Annotated in this window: 16 protein-coding genes; 9 read left to right on the top strand and 7 right to left on the bottom strand. The window is 74.6% G+C overall.

The genetic code is table 11. The features are described from left to right. Positions 1-146 precede the first annotated feature (146 nt). Complete coding sequence (locus AAEM63_RS10485) at positions 147-623, top strand: ABC transporter permease (RefSeq protein WP_341358216.1); 477 nt, start codon at positions 147-149, stop codon at positions 621-623. Between the two features lie 6 nt (positions 624-629). On the opposite strand, the gene AAEM63_RS10480 is transcribed toward AAEM63_RS10485, so the two are convergent. Further along, positions 630-1,700 (bottom strand): DUF932 domain-containing protein, encoded by a 1,071-nt coding sequence (locus tag AAEM63_RS10480; RefSeq protein ID WP_341358215.1) that lies wholly within the window; start codon positions 1,698-1,700, stop codon positions 630-632. A 116-nt stretch (positions 1,701-1,816) separates the two neighbouring features. Next, positions 1,817-2,707, bottom strand: coding sequence for a universal stress protein (locus tag AAEM63_RS10475; RefSeq protein WP_341358214.1), 891 nt, complete (start codon positions 2,705-2,707; stop codon positions 1,817-1,819). Positions 2,708-3,126: 419 nt separating this feature from the next. Here AAEM63_RS10475 and AAEM63_RS10470 point away from each other — a divergent pair, with 419 nt between their 5' ends. Both AAEM63_RS10470 and AAEM63_RS10465 read left to right on the top strand, forming a co-directional pair. Continuing rightward, positions 3,127-3,771 (top strand): DUF3105 domain-containing protein, encoded by a 645-nt coding sequence (locus AAEM63_RS10470; RefSeq protein WP_341358213.1) that lies wholly within the window; start codon positions 3,127-3,129, stop codon positions 3,769-3,771. Continuing rightward, positions 3,771-4,460: a DUF305 domain-containing protein gene (locus AAEM63_RS10465; protein WP_341358212.1), complete on the top strand. Its 690-nt coding sequence runs from the start codon at positions 3,771-3,773 to the stop codon at positions 4,458-4,460. The genes AAEM63_RS10470 and AAEM63_RS10465 overlap by 1 nt, the downstream gene beginning before the upstream one ends. A gap of 54 nt (positions 4,461-4,514) precedes the next feature. Here AAEM63_RS10465 and AAEM63_RS10460 read toward each other — a convergent pair whose 3' ends face one another. Together AAEM63_RS10460 and AAEM63_RS10455 are read right to left on the bottom strand one after the other, a co-directional pair. Continuing rightward, positions 4,515-5,420: a hypothetical protein gene (locus AAEM63_RS10460; RefSeq protein ID WP_341358211.1), complete on the bottom strand. Its 906-nt coding sequence runs from the start codon at positions 5,418-5,420 to the stop codon at positions 4,515-4,517. A 124-nt stretch (positions 5,421-5,544) separates the two neighbouring features. Then, positions 5,545-6,330 (bottom strand): hypothetical protein, encoded by a 786-nt coding sequence (locus AAEM63_RS10455; RefSeq protein WP_341358210.1) that lies wholly within the window; start codon positions 6,328-6,330, stop codon positions 5,545-5,547. 119 nt (positions 6,331-6,449) lie between these two features. Here AAEM63_RS10455 and idi point away from each other — a divergent pair, with 119 nt between their 5' ends. From idi to AAEM63_RS10435, 4 genes are all read left to right on the top strand, one after another. After that, entirely contained in the window at positions 6,450-7,001 is a 552-nt protein-coding gene (gene idi / locus AAEM63_RS10450; protein WP_341358209.1) for an isopentenyl-diphosphate Delta-isomerase, read from the top strand. 110 nt (positions 7,002-7,111) lie between these two features. Further along, positions 7,112-8,755, top strand: coding sequence for a molybdopterin-dependent oxidoreductase (locus tag AAEM63_RS10445; RefSeq protein WP_341358208.1), 1,644 nt, complete (start codon positions 7,112-7,114; stop codon positions 8,753-8,755). 115 nt (positions 8,756-8,870) lie between these two features. Further along, positions 8,871-9,647 carry an MBL fold metallo-hydrolase gene (locus AAEM63_RS10440; protein WP_341358207.1) on the top strand — a complete coding sequence of 259 codons (777 nt, stop codon included), beginning with the start codon at positions 8,871-8,873 and terminating at the stop codon, positions 9,645-9,647. Between the two features lie 32 nt (positions 9,648-9,679). Next, entirely contained in the window at positions 9,680-10,654 is a 975-nt protein-coding gene (locus AAEM63_RS10435) for an aldo/keto reductase (RefSeq protein WP_341358206.1), read from the top strand. A gap of 80 nt (positions 10,655-10,734) precedes the next feature. Here AAEM63_RS10435 and AAEM63_RS10430 read toward each other — a convergent pair whose 3' ends face one another. The 3 genes from AAEM63_RS10430 to AAEM63_RS10420 all read right to left on the bottom strand — a co-directional run bounded on the left by AAEM63_RS10430 (position 10,735) and on the right by AAEM63_RS10420 (position 13,282). Next, the gene (locus AAEM63_RS10430) at positions 10,735-12,318 is read right to left on the bottom strand and encodes a cation acetate symporter (protein WP_341358205.1); all 1,584 of its coding nucleotides are present in this window, start codon (positions 12,316-12,318) and stop codon (positions 10,735-10,737) included. Continuing rightward, entirely contained in the window at positions 12,318-12,719 is a 402-nt protein-coding gene (locus tag AAEM63_RS10425) for a DUF485 domain-containing protein (RefSeq protein WP_341358204.1), read from the bottom strand. Before AAEM63_RS10425 ends, AAEM63_RS10430 begins: the two co-directional genes overlap by 1 nt. Before the next feature lie 413 nt (positions 12,720-13,132). Continuing rightward, positions 13,133-13,282: a hypothetical protein gene (locus AAEM63_RS10420; RefSeq protein ID WP_341358203.1), complete on the bottom strand. Its 150-nt coding sequence runs from the start codon at positions 13,280-13,282 to the stop codon at positions 13,133-13,135. Positions 13,283-13,466: 184 nt separating this feature from the next. Between AAEM63_RS10420 and AAEM63_RS10415 the strand changes: the two genes are divergently transcribed. Together AAEM63_RS10415 and AAEM63_RS10410 are read left to right on the top strand one after the other, a co-directional pair. Then, positions 13,467-16,109, top strand: coding sequence for a tetratricopeptide repeat protein (locus tag AAEM63_RS10415; protein WP_341358202.1), 2,643 nt, complete (start codon positions 13,467-13,469; stop codon positions 16,107-16,109). Between the two features lie 222 nt (positions 16,110-16,331). Then, the gene (locus AAEM63_RS10410; RefSeq protein WP_341358201.1) at positions 16,332-17,348 is read left to right on the top strand and encodes a cyclic nucleotide-binding domain-containing protein; all 1,017 of its coding nucleotides are present in this window, start codon (positions 16,332-16,334) and stop codon (positions 17,346-17,348) included. Positions 17,349-17,366: the final 18 nt, after the last annotated feature.

Raw genomic sequence — 17,366 nt, 5'->3', positions numbered from 1 at the left:
GCAGGAGCTCTCGGGCCTGGGGCAGTTCGACCTCGGCGCCAGCTCCCAGCTGCTCCTGTTCGTCTTCCTCATCTCCGTCGCCGGCTCCGCCACCCTCATCCAGGCCCGCCGGTACCGGTCGTCACCGGCGCACCCTCGCCGCGCCGGTGACGACCGGCGGGGTCGTCCGGGGCCAGGCGCTGGGCCGGTTCGCCATCGCCGGGGTCCAGGGCCTGTACATCATGGCCGGGACGGCCCTCGTGTTCGGCGTGGACTGGGGAACCGTGTGGTTGTCCGTGGTCGTCCTCGCCCTGTTCGCGGCCGTCGCGGCCGCCGCGGCGATGGTCATCGGCTCGGTCATGGACAACGACGCCGCGGCCTCCGGCGTCGGGGTGGGCTCCGGCCTCATCCTGGGGGCGCTCGGCGGGGCGATGACCCCTCTGGAGTTCTTCCCCGACGCCCTGCGCACGGCCGCCCACATCACCCCGCACGCCTGGGGCTACGACGCCTTCGCCAAGATCCAGCGGCACGACGCCACCTTCTCCGACATCGCCCTCGAGCTCGGGGTGCTGGCCGCCATGGCCGTGGTCCTGCTGCTGGTCGGGTCGTGGGCGCTGCGTCGCAGCCTGGCCCGGGCGATGTGACGCAGCTCAGGCCGTGGCCAGGACCTTCTCCAGGGTCTGCCACGCCGCACGGTCCAGGCTGTCGTACCGACCGCTGACGGTCCGGAGCATGTTGCGCTGCGGGCGTGAGGTCCCGCGCATCGGGCTGAGGTGGTGCTCGTAGGTGTTGACCGCCTGCAGCACCGCGTGGGCCGTCCCGGCCCACGGTGCGGTGCGGTGGTCGTGCGCGTACAGCCCGGCCAGGGCCTCTCGTTTGCGCTCGGCCATCCGGGCCGCCTGCGGGGCGAGCCGGGCGCCGTCCGCAGCGGTCCGGGGCACCCAGGAGTCGAGGAACCGGCTCCAGGTGCGGTGGTCGACCTCGATCCGGCACAGCCGCGCGACCTCGGCGGCGAACTCCTCCGCGGTGGTGTGCACCATCGCCAGGGCCTGCCGGGCGGCGTCCAGCCGCAGCAGGGAGTTGCGGGAGTGGCGGATCTTGACGTGCTGCCCCCGTTCGCGCAGGGCGGCGTTGCGCGTGTTGTCGCACACGACGTCGGTGACCGTGCGCTTGTACGTCGTGGCCAGGGAGCCGTCGAGCGTCGTCGTCGCGAGGAGGTTCGGCCGGAACTCCACCCCTTCGGGCGTGACGATCGACTCCGGGACGGAGACCTCCACCCAGGCGACCGCGCCGTCCTTGAGCAGTCCGGCGGAGCTGACGGAGAGGGAGTCGTCGAGGATGTCCGACAGGGTCCGCAGCAGGTACTGGGCGTACTGGTGGGGCACGTAGGCGTCGGTGAAGACGCCCAGGACGGCGCCGTCGTCACGGTCCGAGCGCACCACCGCCTTGCGGCCGGGCACGTCCACCCAGCGCATGGGGGTGCCGGCGGGGCTGACGTGGGTCATCGACCGCACGTCGGCCGGCACCTCGACGGCGATCCGGCGCGTCAGGGCGTCCCACCCGAAGAGCCGCCGGGCGACGTCCTCGACAGGGATGGGACCGGGGTAGTGGTTGGGCTCCTCGCCCTGGAGATCGGCCCGGTAGTGCCAGGCCGTTCCCCGGTGGCGGGTGTTGCCGATGAGGGTGTTGACGTTCAGCGACTGCAGCGACTCGTTGGTCATGGGGTTCGCCTCCTTGAGGGAAGCAAAGCGCCACCCACCCACGCGCGTGCCCGCCGTGCACCGCAGCACACGGTGTGCCGTGGGGAACCCGGCTGTGGAGGACGGGTCCGGGTGCGCTACCGCGCGGTGACCGGCACCCGGACGACTGCCACGACCGGGGCACGGCACAGCACCCCCCGGCTGACCGAGCCCAGGCGCAGCGCCGCGAGGCCGCTGCGGCTGCGGCTTCCGACGACGACGAGGCTGGCCGCGTCGGCCTCCTCCGCGAGGACGTCGACGGGGTGGCCCTCGACGTCGACCACCTCCACCGCCACGCCCCGACCGGCCTCGGCCGCGACGAGCGCGTCGATGGCGGACCGCTCCTTGTTCACCACCTGCTCGGCGGCCAGGGCCAGGAACTCCTCGGTCCGGGGTCCGAAGTAGTCGGTCCGCAACGATGCGAGGGAGTGGGCGTGGACGGCCCGCAGGCCCACGCCGTGGGCGCGCGCCTGCTCGAACGCGAACTCGAGGACGGCCGCCGCTCCCTGGGCGGGCTCCACACCGGCGACCACCGGGCCGTCGGGCGTGCCCCCGCGCTCCCGGATGACGACCACCGGCCCGTGCGCGTGGGCGGCGACCGACTGCGAGACCGAGCCCAGCAGCGCGCCGGCGACCGCCCCGCGCCCGCGCGCACCCAGGACGACGACCGAGGCCTGCTCGGACGCCGTCACCAGGCTCACCGCGGCGTCGGCGACGACCACCTGGGTGGTGACGACGAGGCCCGGGACCGCCTCCAGCGCCTCCTCGACGGCCGCGTCCGTCACCGCCGAGGCGTCGCGGAGGATCTCCGCGCTGGGGGCTATCCCGTACTCGCTGGCGAAGACGGTCCAGGGGTAGGCGTAGAGCACGTGCAGACCGGTCCTGCGGCGCGCCGCCTCCGCGGCACCCCAGGCGAGTGCTCGACGGTCCTTCCCGGTGCCGTCGACCCCGACGACCACCGCACCCGGCGGGACGTTCTGCGCGCTCATGGGAATGTCCTCCTGCCCGCCCGGCGCCGGTGCCGGGACCTCGTCGGCTTCCTCTCAGCCTGCCACCCGCAACGGGGTCGGACAGGCCCGGAGGTCCCGGTCTCGAACGCGGGGACCTAGGTCCCGACGGTCCCGACCGAGGACTGCCTAACGTGTGGCCCGGCGTGCACGAGGACGTGGCGCCACCTGGACCTTCACCAGGGAGCGCGCGGCACCGTAGTACCCCTGAACGGACCGTTGGCGCCGGGCGCGACGGCCGACCTCCCCGACGAGGCGGCCGTCGCGGTTCCCCGCGCCGCGCGCGGGGGCTCCGCCGGTACTGTCGGCGTGCTCGCGCGCACCCACGACCGTTCTTGGCCCTGACCGACGCGCGGGTTAGCATCGAGGTACTTGAAAGCACAACTTCTGGGGGACCCCACGTGAGCACCCGCAAGGTGGACGCCAAGGACCGCGCGGCCCAGGTGGCCGCCATGCGGGCCGAGCAGCAGCGCAGGGACCGGCGCCAGCGCAACCTCATCGTCGGCGGCGCCGCGGGGCTGAGCCTCGCCCTCGTCGCGGCGGTCGCCGTCCCGCTCGTCAACGCCTCGCGTGAGCGCGCCACCGTCGAGGCCGCGGCGAACGCGCCGATCGACGGCGTCGAGGAGTTCACCGAGCTCACCTCGAACCACGTCGAGACGGCCGTGTCGTACGACCCGCTGCCGCCCGTCGGCGGTGACCACAACCCCGCGTGGCTCAACTGCGGTGTCTACACCGAGCCCGTCCCGAACGAGAACGCGGTGCACTCCCTCGAGCACGGCGCCGTGTGGATCACCTACGACCCCGACCTCCCGGCCGAGCAGGTCGAGATCCTCACCGACCTCGTCGAGGGGGAGGCGTACGGTCTCCTCAGCCCGGGCGAGGCGGACATGCCCGCCCCGGTGGTGGCCAGCGCGTGGGGTCTCCAGCTCCAGGTCGAGGACGCGGGTGACGAGCGGCTCGAGGTCTTCCTCGAGCGGTACCTCCAGGGCGAGCAGACGCCCGAGCCCGGCGCGGCCTGCTTCGGCGGCGTCGGGACGCCCGCCTGATGCCCGCCGCCGTGACGCTGCCCACCGACTCGGACGAGCAGGTCGGTCCGGCCGCGGGCGGGGCGCGCCGCCAGGGTGCGTTCGTCGCGGTCGCCGCGCTGCTGGTGGCCCTCGCCGCGGTGGGTGGGCTGCTCGCCGGCACCCGGCTCGCGCCGTCGGCGGCGACACCGGCGGAGGGGTCGGCCGACGCCGGGTTCGCCCGGGACATGCGGGTCCACCACCTCCAGGCAGTCGAGATGGGGGTCCTCGTGCGCGAGGCGAGCGCGGACCCCGAGGTGCGCCAGCTCGCGCTCGACATCGTGCTCACCCAGCAGCAGCAGGCCGGGCAGATGCACGCGTGGCTCGAGACCTGGAACCTGCCGCAGTCCGGCCCCGCGGAGCCGATGGCGTGGATGGAGGGGCACGGCGACCACGGCGCCGCCCCCGACGGGCTCATGCCGGGCATGGCGACCCGGGCCGAGCTCACCGCGCTCGCCGAGGCCGACGGCGTGGAGGCGGAGCGGATCTTCCTCGGTCTGATGATCCCGCACCACGAGGCCGGCGTGGAGATGGCCGAGGCGGCGGTGGACATGGCCGAGCAGGACGTCGTGCGCGACCTCGCCGGCGCGATCGTCACCGCCCAGGAGGCCGAGCTGACCGTGCTGCGCGAGATGCTCGACGCCCGTGGCGGCGCACCGGCCGAGGGCTGAGGCGGCCGAGGGCCGAGGCGATGGGTAACTGAGGCGGCGGCGGGACGCCGGGCCTCACCGGTCGACGACGGTGACCCAGTACGCGGCCCCGGCCGGGGGAGTCCCGAACCGGGCGTTGGGCAGGTAGAGGTCCGACCCGAACGCCGCGACGGTCGTCGGGACGTCGAAGTCGGGGCTGGTGAGGGTGTCGACGCGCGTGCCGCGCGTGCCCGCCGGGTCGAGCTCGACGACGGCGATCTGCCCGACCGCGTTCTGCACGGCGTACAGCGTGCGGCCACGGACCAGCAGGCCGTCGGCCGCGGGCAGCGGCTCGACGTCGACGGCCAGGGTCTCGCCGGTGGCCGGGTCCACGCGGTGCAGCACCCCGGTGGTCGAGTTCACGACGAGGAGCGCCCTGCCGTCCGGCGTCGTCTCGATGCCGTTGGCGTTGAAGCCGGCCACCTGCTCCCAGTCGCCGGTGAGCGGGAGCTCGGTGACCTCGCCGGGATCCGGGAGGGCGCCGGACGGCCCGAGCGGCACCCGGTACAGCACCGGCCTGAAGGAGTCCGTGAACCAGGCCGCCTCACGGGTGAGGACGACGTCGTTGATGAACGTCGGGCTCTCCCCGGTGAGGGCGAAGGTGGCCAGGACCTCGCCGGTGGCGGTGTCGACGACGCGGGCGTCACCGGTCGGGCCGCCCGCGACGAAGAGGTGCCCCCGGCTGTCGACCGCGAGACCGACCGACGGCGTGCCCGGGCCCTCGCTGACCACCTCGCCCGCGCCGGTGCGCAGGTCGACGGCGTAGATGTCCCCGTCGGCGAGGGAGCCGAGCCAGGCGGTCGGACCGGACCCGACGGCGATCCCCTCCGGCTGGAACCCGGCGGGCAGCTCGAGCCGGTCGGGGAACGGGGCGGCGACGGCCGGGGCGGCGACGAGCAGCACCAGCGCGGCGGTGAGAACTCCGATCGGGCGTCGCGTCATCGCGAGCTCCCTCCCTGCGGGCCGGGTCACCGGCTGGGAACGGACGAACCGGACAGGTCCACGGTAGGCGTCGGAGCCCCGGAGCGGAAGGACCCGTGCGGCGGGCGCGGTCCGGCCGGACGGCTCAGGGCGAGGGCTCCGAGGTCGGCACGCCGGCGAAGCCCGGGTGGTCGCGGGCGAAGGTGCGACGCATGAGCACAGCGACGACCAGGACGTAGGCGGCCGCGCCGAGGAGCCCGAGCAGGCCCACGGCCGGCCGCTCGAGGTCCCACGACCCGGCCACCAGGGCGGCGAACACCCCGGCGACGAGGACGTTGACGACCAGGAGGAACAGCGCCGTGCTCCCGAAGAACTGGCCCCCTTTGCGTCGACCGACCATCGTGTACGTCCGGCCGACGCCGGCCGGGTCCTCCGTCGTCCCGGTGATGAGGTACTGCTCGATCCCCGCGTCGGTGTCGACGTAGGCCCGGCGCAGCCGGTTCATCCCCATGACGAGGGCGAGGTCGTCGTTGCTGGCGTTGAAGACGCGCACCAGGGTCAGCGAGCCCAGCAGCAGCACCGACCCGCTCAGACCCACGGCGAGCAGCCGGAACGAGGGGCCGAAGCCCGACACCTGCGCGACGAGGGCGAGCGAGACGATGCTCGCCGAGGTGAAGGTGAGGTGGAGCGTGATCCTGGCCATCACCTCGGCCCACGTCTGCGACCGCGTCGCCAGGAGGCTCCAGTGCTCGGTCGCGAGGAGCTGGGCCCGGACGCCGGGCGGGACCGGGAGCGGCAGGCCGGTCGGTGGTGGGCCGGTCGGTGGTGGGCCGGTCGGTCGTGGTGGGCCGGAGGCCGCCCGGCCGGGCGGCGCGGGCGGTCCCGGCCCTGCGTCGCCGCGTGGGCGTGGCGTGCCGTCAGCATCGGTCATCGCGTCTCCAGACCGCCGTCCCTCCCATGGTGGACCTGTCGCCGGGCCGGCGGAAGGCCACCGTAGGATCGCGGGGACGAGCGCCCAGCCCGCGGGCGCGCGAGAGGACGGTGGCACGCGTGCCGGAGGCGAGCGGCGACGGCGAGCTGGTGGTGCTGCTCGACGACGAGGGTCGCCCCGTCGGGGCGGCGGACAAGGCCACGGTGCACACCGCCGACACCCCGCTGCACCTGGCGTTCTCCTGCCACGTCGTCGATCGGGCCGGCCGGGTGCTCGTCACCCGGCGGGCCCTGACGAAGAAGACCTGGCCCGGGGTGTGGACCAACTCCTTCTGCGGGCACCCCGGCCCGAGGGAGGACATGGTCGACGCCGTCCACCGCCGCGGGCGCGACGAGCTCGGCCTCGAGGTCGTCGACGTCCGCCCCGTCCTGCCGGACTTCCGCTACCGGGCCGTCGACGCGTCGGGCGTGGTCGAGAACGAGGTCTGCCCGGTGTTCACGGCGACCGCGGTCGGCGAGCCCAGGCCCGCGCCGGGCGAGGTGGCGGAGTACCGCTGGGTGGGCCGGACCGACCTCGCGCTCGCCGTCTCCTCCGCTCCGTGGGCCTTCAGCCCGTGGTTGGTCCTGCAGTACGCCGACCCGCGGATGCACGACGCCGAGCGGGCGGGCTGAGCCTGCCGTCGCTCCGACCGAGCCTGCCCTCGCGCGGGTCGATCCCGGTTGCCCCGACCGTCCCTCGTCCCCACCTGGTTCGTGGCCTCCCCGACGCATAGGCTGCCTGCATGACAGGCCGCGGCGCGGCGGCGCTTCTCGGGATCGCCGTCACCGGCGTCACCATCGCCCTCGCCGAGGTCCTCGCCGCGCTGGCGGGCACGGGGCCCGGCCCGGTCGAGGCGGTCGCCGAGGCGTTCATCGACCTCACGCCGGGCTGGCTCAAGGACCTCGCGATCGCCTGGTTCGGCACGTCGGACAAGGTGGCCCTCGGCGCCGGGATCGCCGTCGTCGTCACGGCTCTGGCCGCCGTCGCCGGGACCGAGGAGCGTCGCCGGCGTCTTTCCGGCGGCGCGCTGGTGGCGGTGCTGGGCGCCGTCGCTGCGCTTGCCACGGTCTCGCGTCCTGACGGCGGGGCGCCGGCGGTGTGGCCCGTCCTGGCCGCCACCGTCGTGGGCGTGCTCGCGCTGCCCGCGCTGACCCCGCGGGACGCCGGGCTGACCCCGCGGGACGCCGCGCTGACCCCGCGGGACGCCCCGCTGACCCCGCGGGACGCCGTGCTCACCCGAGAGGGCGCGCTGACCCGCGACGGCACCACGCCCGACGGCTCGACGCCGGGCTCGGCGGTCGGCCCCACCGCGGGACAGTACGTCACGCGCCCGGACCCCGCCCGGCGCACCCTCCTCATCGGCGCCGGGCTCCTCGCCGGCGTCGCGGTGGCCGCGGCTGCCGTCGCCCGCTCGACCGCACGGCCCGCGCCGCCGGCCGTCGCCCTGCCCGAGCCGGACGTCCCCGCCCCGCCGGTCCCCGCCGGCGCCGAGCTCGCCGTCGCCGGGCTGACGCCGCTCGTGACGCCCAACGACGACTTCTACCGCATCGACACCGCGTTCATCGTCCCGCGGGTCGACGCGACCACCTGGCAGCTGCGGGTGCACGGCATGGTCGAGGAGGAGGTCGTCCTGACCTACGAGGACCTCCTCGCGGAGTCGCTCACCGAGGCGTGGGTGACGCTGTGCTGCGTCTCCAACGAGGTCGGGGGCCCGCTCATCGGCAACGCGGCCTGGGTCGGTGTCCCCGTGCGCGAGGTCCTCACCCGCGCCCGCCCCACCGCGGGGGCGGACATGGTCCTGTCCCGCAGCGTCGACGGCTTCTCGGCCTCGACCCCGCTCGAGGTCCTCACCGACGGGCGCGACGCCCTCCTCGCCGTCGCCATGAACGGCGAGCCGCTGCCGCCCGAGCACGGGTACCCCGTGCGCCTGGTCGTGCCCGGCCTCTACGGGTACGTCTCGGCGACGAAGTGGGTGAGCGAGCTCGAGGTCACCCGCTTCGAGGACCAGACCGCGTACTGGACCGACCGCGGGTGGTCCGAGCGGGGGCCGGTGAAGATCTCCTCCCGGATCGACGTGCCCCGGTCCGGGGCCTCGCTCGCGGTGGGCGAGGTCGCGGTCGCCGGCGTCGCCTGGGCGCAGCACACGGGGATCGCGCGGGTCGAGGTCCGCGTCGACGGCGGGGCGTGGGAGGAGGCCGAGCTGGCGGGGGAGCTCGACGTCGACACCTGGCGGCAGTGGGTCTACCGCTGGCGAGCGGGTGCGGGCGAGCACCTCCTCGAGGTGCGGGCCACCGACCAGGACGGCGAGGTCCAGACGGGGGAGACCCGCCCGGTGCTGCCCGACGGCGCAACGGGCTGGCACGGCGTGCGGGTACGGGTCGACTGACCCGCACCGCACCGCCCCACCCCGCCCCGCCGCCCCGCCGGCCGGTCCGCGGCCGGTCCGCGGGCCGGACCCGAGTCCCGCTCCCGGCCGGGCCATGCGCCGTATGCTCCGGACCATGGACGCCACGACGGTGCGGCAGGTCAGCGAGCGGGCCACCCGTGTGCTCGCCCCCAACGCCGGCCCGATGACCCTGGACGGCACGAACACCTACGTCCTGCGCGAGGGCACCGACGTCGTCGTCGTCGACCCCGGCCCGGACGACGCCGGGCACCTGGCCCGGGTGCTCGAGGTCGCCACCGCCGACGGCGGACGCGTCGCCCTCGTCGTGCTCACCCACCACCACCGCGACCACACGGCCGGGGCCGACGCGCTCGCCGAGCGCACCGGCGCCCCGGTCCGCGGGGCCGGACGCGGCGAGCCGTTCGCCGACGGCGAGCCACTGGCGGCCGGTGCGCTGAGCCTGACGGTGCTCACCACGCCCGGCCACACGGCCGACTCGGTGTGCCTGCTGTTCCCCGCCGACGGCCTGCTCCTAACCGGGGACACCGTCCTGGGTCGGGGCAGCACGGTCCTGGCGTGGCCGGACGGCGACGTCACCGCCTACCTCGCCACGCTCGACCGGCTCCTCGCCCTCGCCCGCAGCCACGAGGTCGTCGCCATCGCTCCCGGCCACGGTCCGCACGTGGACGAGCCGGCCGCGGCGCTGGAGAACATCCGCACCCACCGCAACGCCCGGCTGGCCGAGGTCCGGGCCGCCGTGGCTGCCGGCGCCCGGACCCCCGAGGACGTCGTCCGGCGGGTCTACGGCGACGTCGACCCCGCGCTGGAGTCGGCGGCCGGCCAGAGCGCCCGCACCCAGCTCGCGCACCTGGGGATCGTGCCCCGGACCTGAGCGGACGCCACCCGGTCGATAGTGTCGGGCTCATGGATCTCAACCAGCTCGGCACGTCCGGCCTCTCCGTCTCCGTCGTGGGCCTGGGGTGCAACAACCTCGGCCGCGCCGGCACGAGGACCGAGAGCGCCGAGGGCGCAGCGGAGGTCGTGCACGCGGCCCTCGACGCGGGGGTCACGTTCTTCGACACCGCCGACGTCTACGGCCGCGAGCCGGGGCTCAGCGAGGAGCTGCTCGGGCGCGCGCTGGGCAGGCGCCGCGCGGACGTCGTCGTGGCGACGAAGTTCGGCATGGACATGAACGGCGTCAACGGCGCCGACTTCGGGGCGAGAGGGTCCCGGCGCTACGTCATGCGGGCGGTCGAGGCGTCGCTGCGCCGGCTCGGCACCGACTGGATCGACCTCTACCAGCTCCACGCGCCCGACCCGCGAACTCCCGTCGAGGAGACGCTGGCGGCCCTCGACGACCTCGTCCACGCCGGCAAGGTGCGCTACGTCGGCCACTCCAACCGGGCCGGCTGGCAGATCGCCGACGCCGAGCACGTCGCCCGGGCCCGCGGGCTCACCCGCTTCGTCTCCGCGCAGAACCACTACAACCTCCTCGACCGGCGCGCCGAGCTCGAGGTGCTGCCGGCCGCACAGGCCTACGGCCTGGGCGTCCTGCCGTACTTCCCGCTGGCCAACGGCCTCCTCACCGGGAAGTACTCGCGCGGCACCGCCCCCGAGGGCAGCCGCCTCACCCGGACGCGGCAGCACCTGCTCGAGGACACCGACTTCGACCAGCTCGCACGGTTCGGGTCCTTCGCGCGCGACCGGGGGCTGAGCGAGGTCGAGGTCGCCTTCTCCTGGCTCGCCTCCAGGCCGGCCGTCGCCTCGGTGATCGCCGGCGCGACGTCGGCGGAGCAGGTGCGCCAGAACGCGGTCTCGGCCGCGTGGGTGCCGTCCGCGGCCGACCTCGCCGAGCTGGACGAGATCTTCCCGACGGTGCCCCGGGTCGCCCCGTTCTGATTACCGCAGGGTCGCGGCGGGGCGGCGGACGGACGACGGCGGCCGGGTGATCCCGGCCGCCGTCGTGGTCGTGCGCGGACTCAGTGCACGATGGCCTTCTCGGCGCCGGCGCCGGTCATCGACCGGACCTCCATCTCGGCCTGCTTGGCCACGTCGTGCTCGGCGGACGTCACCGAGCCGAGCCAGCCGAGGAAGAAGCCCAGCGGGACCGAGACGAGCGCGGGGTTCGACAGCGGGAAGAACGCGATGTCGATGCCCGGGATCATCGCCGTCTCCGAACCGGTGACGACCGGGGAGAAGATGATGAGGACGAGCGCGCTGACGAGGCCGCCGTAGATGCTCCACACCGACCCGCGGGTGTTGAACCGCTTCCAGTACAGGGAGAACAGGATCGACGGCAGGTTCGCGCTCGCCGCGACGGCGAAGGCGAGCGAGACGAGGAACGCGACGTTCTGCCCGTTCGCCAGGACACCCCCGACGATCGAGATCGCCCCGATGGTCACCGCCGTGCGACGGGCGACCTTGACCTCCTGGGCCGGGTCCGCCTCGCCGTTCTTGATGACACCGTTGTAGATGTCGTGGGCGAAGGATGCGGCGGCGGTGATGGTCAGGCCCGCGACGACCGCGAGGATCGTGGCGAAGGCGACGGCCGCGATGACCCCCAGCAGCAGGGTGCCGCCGAGCTCGAACGCCAGCGCCGGGGCGGCGGAGTTCGCCCCGCCCGGCGCCGCGCGGATCGCGTCGGCGCCCACGAGGTAGGCCGCCCCGAAGCCCAGGACGAGGGTGAAGAGGTAGAACGCGCCGATGAGACCGATCGCCCAGGTGACCGAGCGGCGGGCCTCCTTGGCGGTGGGCACCGTGTAGAACCGCATGAGCACGTGCGGCAGCCCGGCGGCGCCGAAGACGAGCGCGATGGCCAGGGAGACGAACCCGAGCTTGGAGGTGCCCGACGCCCCGTACTGCAGCATCGGCTCGGCGATCCGTGCCCCCTCGGGGTGCGCCGAGATGGCGGAGCCGACGACCTCGGAGAGGTTCATCCCGTTGAGAGCCATGACCCAGATCGTCATGACGCCGGCGCCGATGATGAGGAGCACGGCCTTGATGATCTGCACCCAGGTGGTGCCCTTCATGCCGCCGATGAGGACGTAGACGATCATGAGCGCCCCGACGACGGCGATGACCAGGCCCTGCCCGAACTTGCCGTCGATGCCCAGCAGCAGCGCGACCAGACCGCCCGCCCCGGCCATCTGGGCGAGCAGGTAGAAGAAGGACACCGCGAGCGTGGAGGTCGCCGCAGCGGTGCGCACCGGGCGCTGCTTCATGCGGAAGCTGAGCACGTCGGCCATCGTGTACTTGCCGGTGTTGCGCAGCGGTTCGGCGACGAGGAGCAGCGCCACGAGCCAGGCGACGAGGAAGCCGATGGAGTACAGCAGGCCGTCGTAGCCGTAGAGCGCGACGGCCCCGACGATGCCGAGGAAGGACGCCGCCGAGAGGTAGTCACCGGCGATGGCGATGCCGTTCTGGCGGCCCGAGAAGGCCCGGCCGCCGTGGTAGAAGTCGCTGACCGACGTCGTCGTGCGCGAGACACGGATGACGATGACCAGGGTGACGACGACGAACGCGAGGAAGATCGCGATGTTCAGCCACGGGTTTCCGACGTCCATCAGATCTCACCCTCCAGCTCGCCGCGCAGCTTCGCCGCGACGGGGTCCAGCGACTTGTTGGCGTGGCGCACGTAGAGCCACGTGATGAGGAACGTCGAGGCGAACTGCGCCAGGCCGAGGAGCAGACCGAGGTTGAGGTTGCCGAGGACCTTGGTCGACATGAACGACTCGGCGTACGTCGACAGCAGGACGTAGGCGAAGTACCAGACGAGGAACACCGCCGTCATCGGGAAGGCGAAGCTCCGGAAGGTCTTGCGCAGGTGGACGAACTCCTCCGACGACTGCACCCGGGTGAAGTCCTCGGCGCTGGGCTCGCGCGTCCGTTCCTCCTCGACGAGCTCGGGGAGCGGGCTGTGGTGCGGCGGCAGATGCGCCTCCGCGTCGTAGTGCGAGTGCGACATGCACGGACCCCCATCGGTGTGTGAACGGGCTCACAGCGGCGTGAACGGCGTCAACGTAGCACCCGCCAGGGACGAAAGTCTCTATGTCGAGAGATCTTGGCGGCATGCCGACGGGAGGTACCGGACATACCGGGACGACGGGGTCCCGGCGGGGGCACGCCGGGCGCGTGCGAGGGCGGGTCCGTGCCTACGCCGAGGGCCGTTCCGTGGCGCGCCGAGAGCGGGTCCGTGCCGCGCCGAGGGCGGGTCGGAGCGCGCCGAGCACGGAGCCGCGCTTGCGGGCGGATCCGTGCTCACGCATGCGGACGGGTGCGTCCGTCCTCAGCGGGCACCAGGCCGGCGGACGGGGGCCAGACGGAGGGGTCTGTGTGCGGAGGTGCTGGTCCGGGTGCGTCGGACGGCGTCAGGCGCCGTCAGAGCATGTGCTTCTCGGTGTCCTTGCCGCCCTTGAGGCCCTTGTCGTGGTGGTCCCTGTCCTCGGGGCGGCCGCGCACCGCGGCGGTCTGGGCGTCGGACTCGGCGTCGGTGCTCTCGAACGGCTCGTCGGTCTCGAAGGTCGACATGCGTGGCTCCTGGGAGTGCTCGTGGTGGCAGGCCCCCCTGCGGGTCGCAGCCTAGTGCGGCGGTGCGGCGCTGCCAACGACTTCTCGGACATCGACGCGCACCCCGTCGCGCGTCGTCTGCTGTTCAATGGCCCCAGGGCCGGTGGACGGGAGAGGGCATGGGGTCGCGAACCGTGGGGTGGCCGTGACGCACCTGCCCGAGGGCACCGTCTCGATGCTGTTCACCGACATCGAGGGCTCCACCGCGGTCCTGCGCGACCTCGGGCCCCGGTACGCGGAGGTGCTCTCGCTCCAGCGCTCGATCGTGCGCGCCGCCGTCGGGCGTCACGACGGGCACGAGATGGGCACCGAGGGCGACAGCTTCTTCGTCACCTTCGCCTCCGCCGTCGACGCCGTCGCCGCCGCGCGCGAGGCCCAGCGGGAGCTGACCGCCGCGACGTGGCCGGGCGGGGCCCAGGTACGGGTCCGCATGGGCCTGCACACGGGCGAGCCGGTCCGTCACGAGGACGGCTACGTCGGCCTGGACGTCCACCGCGCCGCCCGCGTGTGCGGGGCCGCCCACGGCGGCCAGGTCCTGCTCACCGAGGCGACGTGGCAGCTGGTGCGCGGCGACGACGGCGCCCGCGCCGCCGACGTCGGTGCCCACCGGCTCAAGGACCTCCCGCAGCCGGAGCGTCTCTTCCAGCTCCTCGACGACGACCTGCCGGCGGACTTCCCGCCGCCCCGGAGCCTCGGCTCGGGCTCGAACGTCCCGGTCCCACGCACCTCGCTGGTCGGCCGGGAGGCGGAGCTGGCCGACCTCACGCGCCTCGTCACCGGGCCCGGCGCGGTCGTCACCCTCACCGGGCCGGCCGGGGTGGGCAAGTCCCGCCTGGCGATGGCGGTGGCGGCGAGCCTGGAGGCCGCGTTCCCGGACGGCGTCTACTTCGTCTCCCTCGCGGCTGTGCGGACGGGCAAGGTCATGTGGACCACCGTGGCCGAGACGGTGGGCCTGGCCGGCGCGGAGCTCACCCCCGAGATGCTGCTCGCCCACCTCGCACCCCGCCGGGTCCTGCTGGTCCTGGACAACCTCGAGCAGATCCCCGACGCGGCCGAGGTCGTGCGCGCGCTCGCCGACGCCGGGCCGCGCGTCCTGGCGACGTCCCGCCGGGCGCTGCACGTCGTGGGCGAGCACGAGCACCCGCTCGACCCGCTCGCCGTCCCCGGACCCGGCCGGCCGGTCGCGGGCTCGCCGGCGGTGACACTCTTCGCCGAGCGGGCCAGGCTCGTGCGCCCGGGCTTCGTCGTCGGGCCCGACAACGCCGAGGACGTCGCGGCCATCTGCCGCCGTCTCGACGGGCTCCCGCTGGCGATCGAGCTCGTCGCCGCCCGCGCCAAGTTGCTCGGCCCGCGGGCCATGCGGGCCCGCCTGGACCAGAGCCTGGGCATCGCCGCGTCCGAGGCCGGCCGACCGGGGCGGCAGCGGACCCTGCGCGACGCCGTCGCCTGGAGCTACGACCTCCTCGACCCCGCGCGGCAGCGGGCGCTGCGGCACCTCAGCGTCTTCGAGGGGGAGTTCGACCTCGACGACGTGGCCGCTCTCCTCGGCGACGAGGACGACCCGCTCGACACGGTCGCGGCGCTCATGGACGTCAACCTCGTCGTCGTCGCCGAGGGGCCCGACGGGGAGCCGCGGGTCCGGCTGCTCCGCACCATCGCCGACTTCGGCCGGGAGCGGCTCGCGGAGACGGGCGAGGCCGCGGACGTCCGGCGGCGGCACGCCGAGCACTTCCTCGCCATCGTCCAGCGGGAGGTCCCGCGGCTGCGAGGCCCGGAGTACCTGCGCGCCCGGGGACGGATCGAGGACCGGCTGAGCAACCTGCGCGGGGCGCTGCGCTGGGCGTTGGGCGCGGGGCCGGACGGCTCGCCGCGCGCGCTGGGCCTGGCCCTGCGACTGTGCGAGGAGCTGGGTTGGTTCTGGTACGGCTGCGGGTACCAGGCCGAGGGCCGGCGCTGGCTGGCGCAGGCGGTCCGGGTGGCCAGCGACGTCGAGTCCGCGGACCTCGTCGGTGCCCTGCACGGGCTCGGGGTGCTGCTCCTCGAGCACGGCGAGGTGCCCGCGGCGCGCGAGCTCCTCACCGAGTGCCTGGAGTACTGGCGGCGCACGGGCGACGACGCCGGCGTCGCCCGCGAGCTCAACGCCCTCGGCGTGGTCCACCGGGTCCTCGGCGAGCCGGACCAGGCGCGCGAGCTGCTCACCGAGGCGGCCGCCGTCGCCGAGCGGGGCGGGGACCGCATCCGCCAGTGCAGTGCCATGTCGAACCTCGCCCTGGTGCACCTCGACACCGGCCGGCCGGCGGAGGCGCTGGAGATCTTCCACCGGGTGCTCCAGCACACGCTCGAGCTGGACGACCGGTGGGGCATCGCCGTCACCCGCGTGAACATCGCCGGGACCCACCTCCACGAGCGCCGCACCGATGATGCCGCCGCCGTGCTGCGCCGCCACGGTCGCGAGATCGCCTCGATGGGCGACGTCGACCTCACCGCGATCGTCGTCGAGCACGCCGCCGTGGTCGCCGCGCAGCGCGGCCGGGCCAGTGCCGCGGCCCGGCTCGTGGGCGCCGCGGGGGAGATGCGCGCCCGCGCGGACCTGCCCCTGCCGGCCCCGGACCGCGCCTGGTTCGCCGCCGCCGTCGAGGAGGTCCGCGAGGGCCACGGCGGCTGGGAGCGGGACCGCGCCGCCGGGGCCGAGCTCGACGCGGACGCCGCCGTGGAGGAGGCGCTCGCCCTCGTCGGCGCGCCGGCCGGGTCCGGACGGGTCGAGGGTGAGGGGACCGACCCGCTCTGACGGGCGCGGCGTCGCACCAGCCCAGGATCCGCTGCCGGCGAGGTTGCCGAGATGGCTGCTGTCGACGACCACCGGCGACCTGGTGCGCCGGCCGGAGCCCGGTCGCAGCCCGGTTGTCGTCTGGTCGGCGCCCGGTCGTCGCCCGGGGCGTGAACCCTCGACCGGCAAGCGCCGCCTCGTGTTGAATGACGACCATCGCGTCACCGACGGGCGGAGCACACCATGCGGGTCGAATCCACCATCACCTCCCTCTCCTGGATCCCGTCGGACTCCATGCGGGGGTGGCTCAAGGCCGGGATGGACCTGGGACTCTCGCACTACGACGCCCCGCCCGTGGACCACCTCAGCGGCGCGGAGGAGGTTCACCGGCTGCGCGCCGACGACCGCTTCCGCTTCGCCAACGTCCTGTCCGCCTGGGTGGACTTCGACGAGACCGGCACGCCGCTGGAGTGGGGCTTCGCGCCGGAGTCCGGGGTCGTCATGGGCTCGACGACGGTCCGGGTCGCCTCCGTGGGCGCCACCTTCGGCGGCTACGCCCTGCCCACCCTGCGCGAGGAGCCGGTGGTCGAGCAGGGCAGCGTCCACTTCACCCAGACGGTCGGCGGCCGGACCGGGGTGCCGCTGCCGCGGCCCGTGCCGCACGCGCCGTTCGCGATGTGGCAGGCCCCCATCGTGTGGACGACCCTCGCGCTCACCCTGCACCCCGACGGCCACGTCGACGTCGCGATGCCCGGTGCGTCCGCGTTCCCCCGGCACTGGGTCTACGGCCCCGACGGTGCGCTGAGCCTGAAGTCGGGGCTGACCGACCTGGACTCGTGGCTGGCGCACTCCTTCGGCCCGCGCACCCCCTGGGGCAACCTGGACTCCGAGGCGCTCGTCGTCGAGGCCGAGAGCGCGCTCGAGCGTCAGCTCTCCGGCGGCATCATGCACGGCGGCGAGCGGCCGGAGATCCGCCGACTCCCCGCGGGGGCCACCGTCACCCGCCAGGGCGAGCCGGGCACCGAGATCTACCTCGTGCTGGACGGCGTCCTCACGGTCGACGTCGACGGCAAGGAGATCGCCCAGGTCGGCCCCGGTGCGGTGCTGGGGGAGCGCGCCGTGCTCGAGGGCGGCACCCGCACCTCCACCCTCACCGCGCTGACGCCCGTACGGCTCGCCGTCGCCGCCGCCGACCGGCTCGACCTGGAGAAGCTCCGGGCCGTCGCCGAGCTCCACCACCGCGAGGACGACGACCGCTGAGCGCTCGTCCACAGCCCG

The organism is Georgenia sp. M64 (genome assembly GCF_038049925.1).
GTDB lineage: Bacteria > Actinomycetota > Actinomycetes > Actinomycetales > Actinomycetaceae > Georgenia.
Note: the sequence above shows the minus strand (reverse complement) of the source record. Positions and strands in the feature narration are given on the sequence as shown.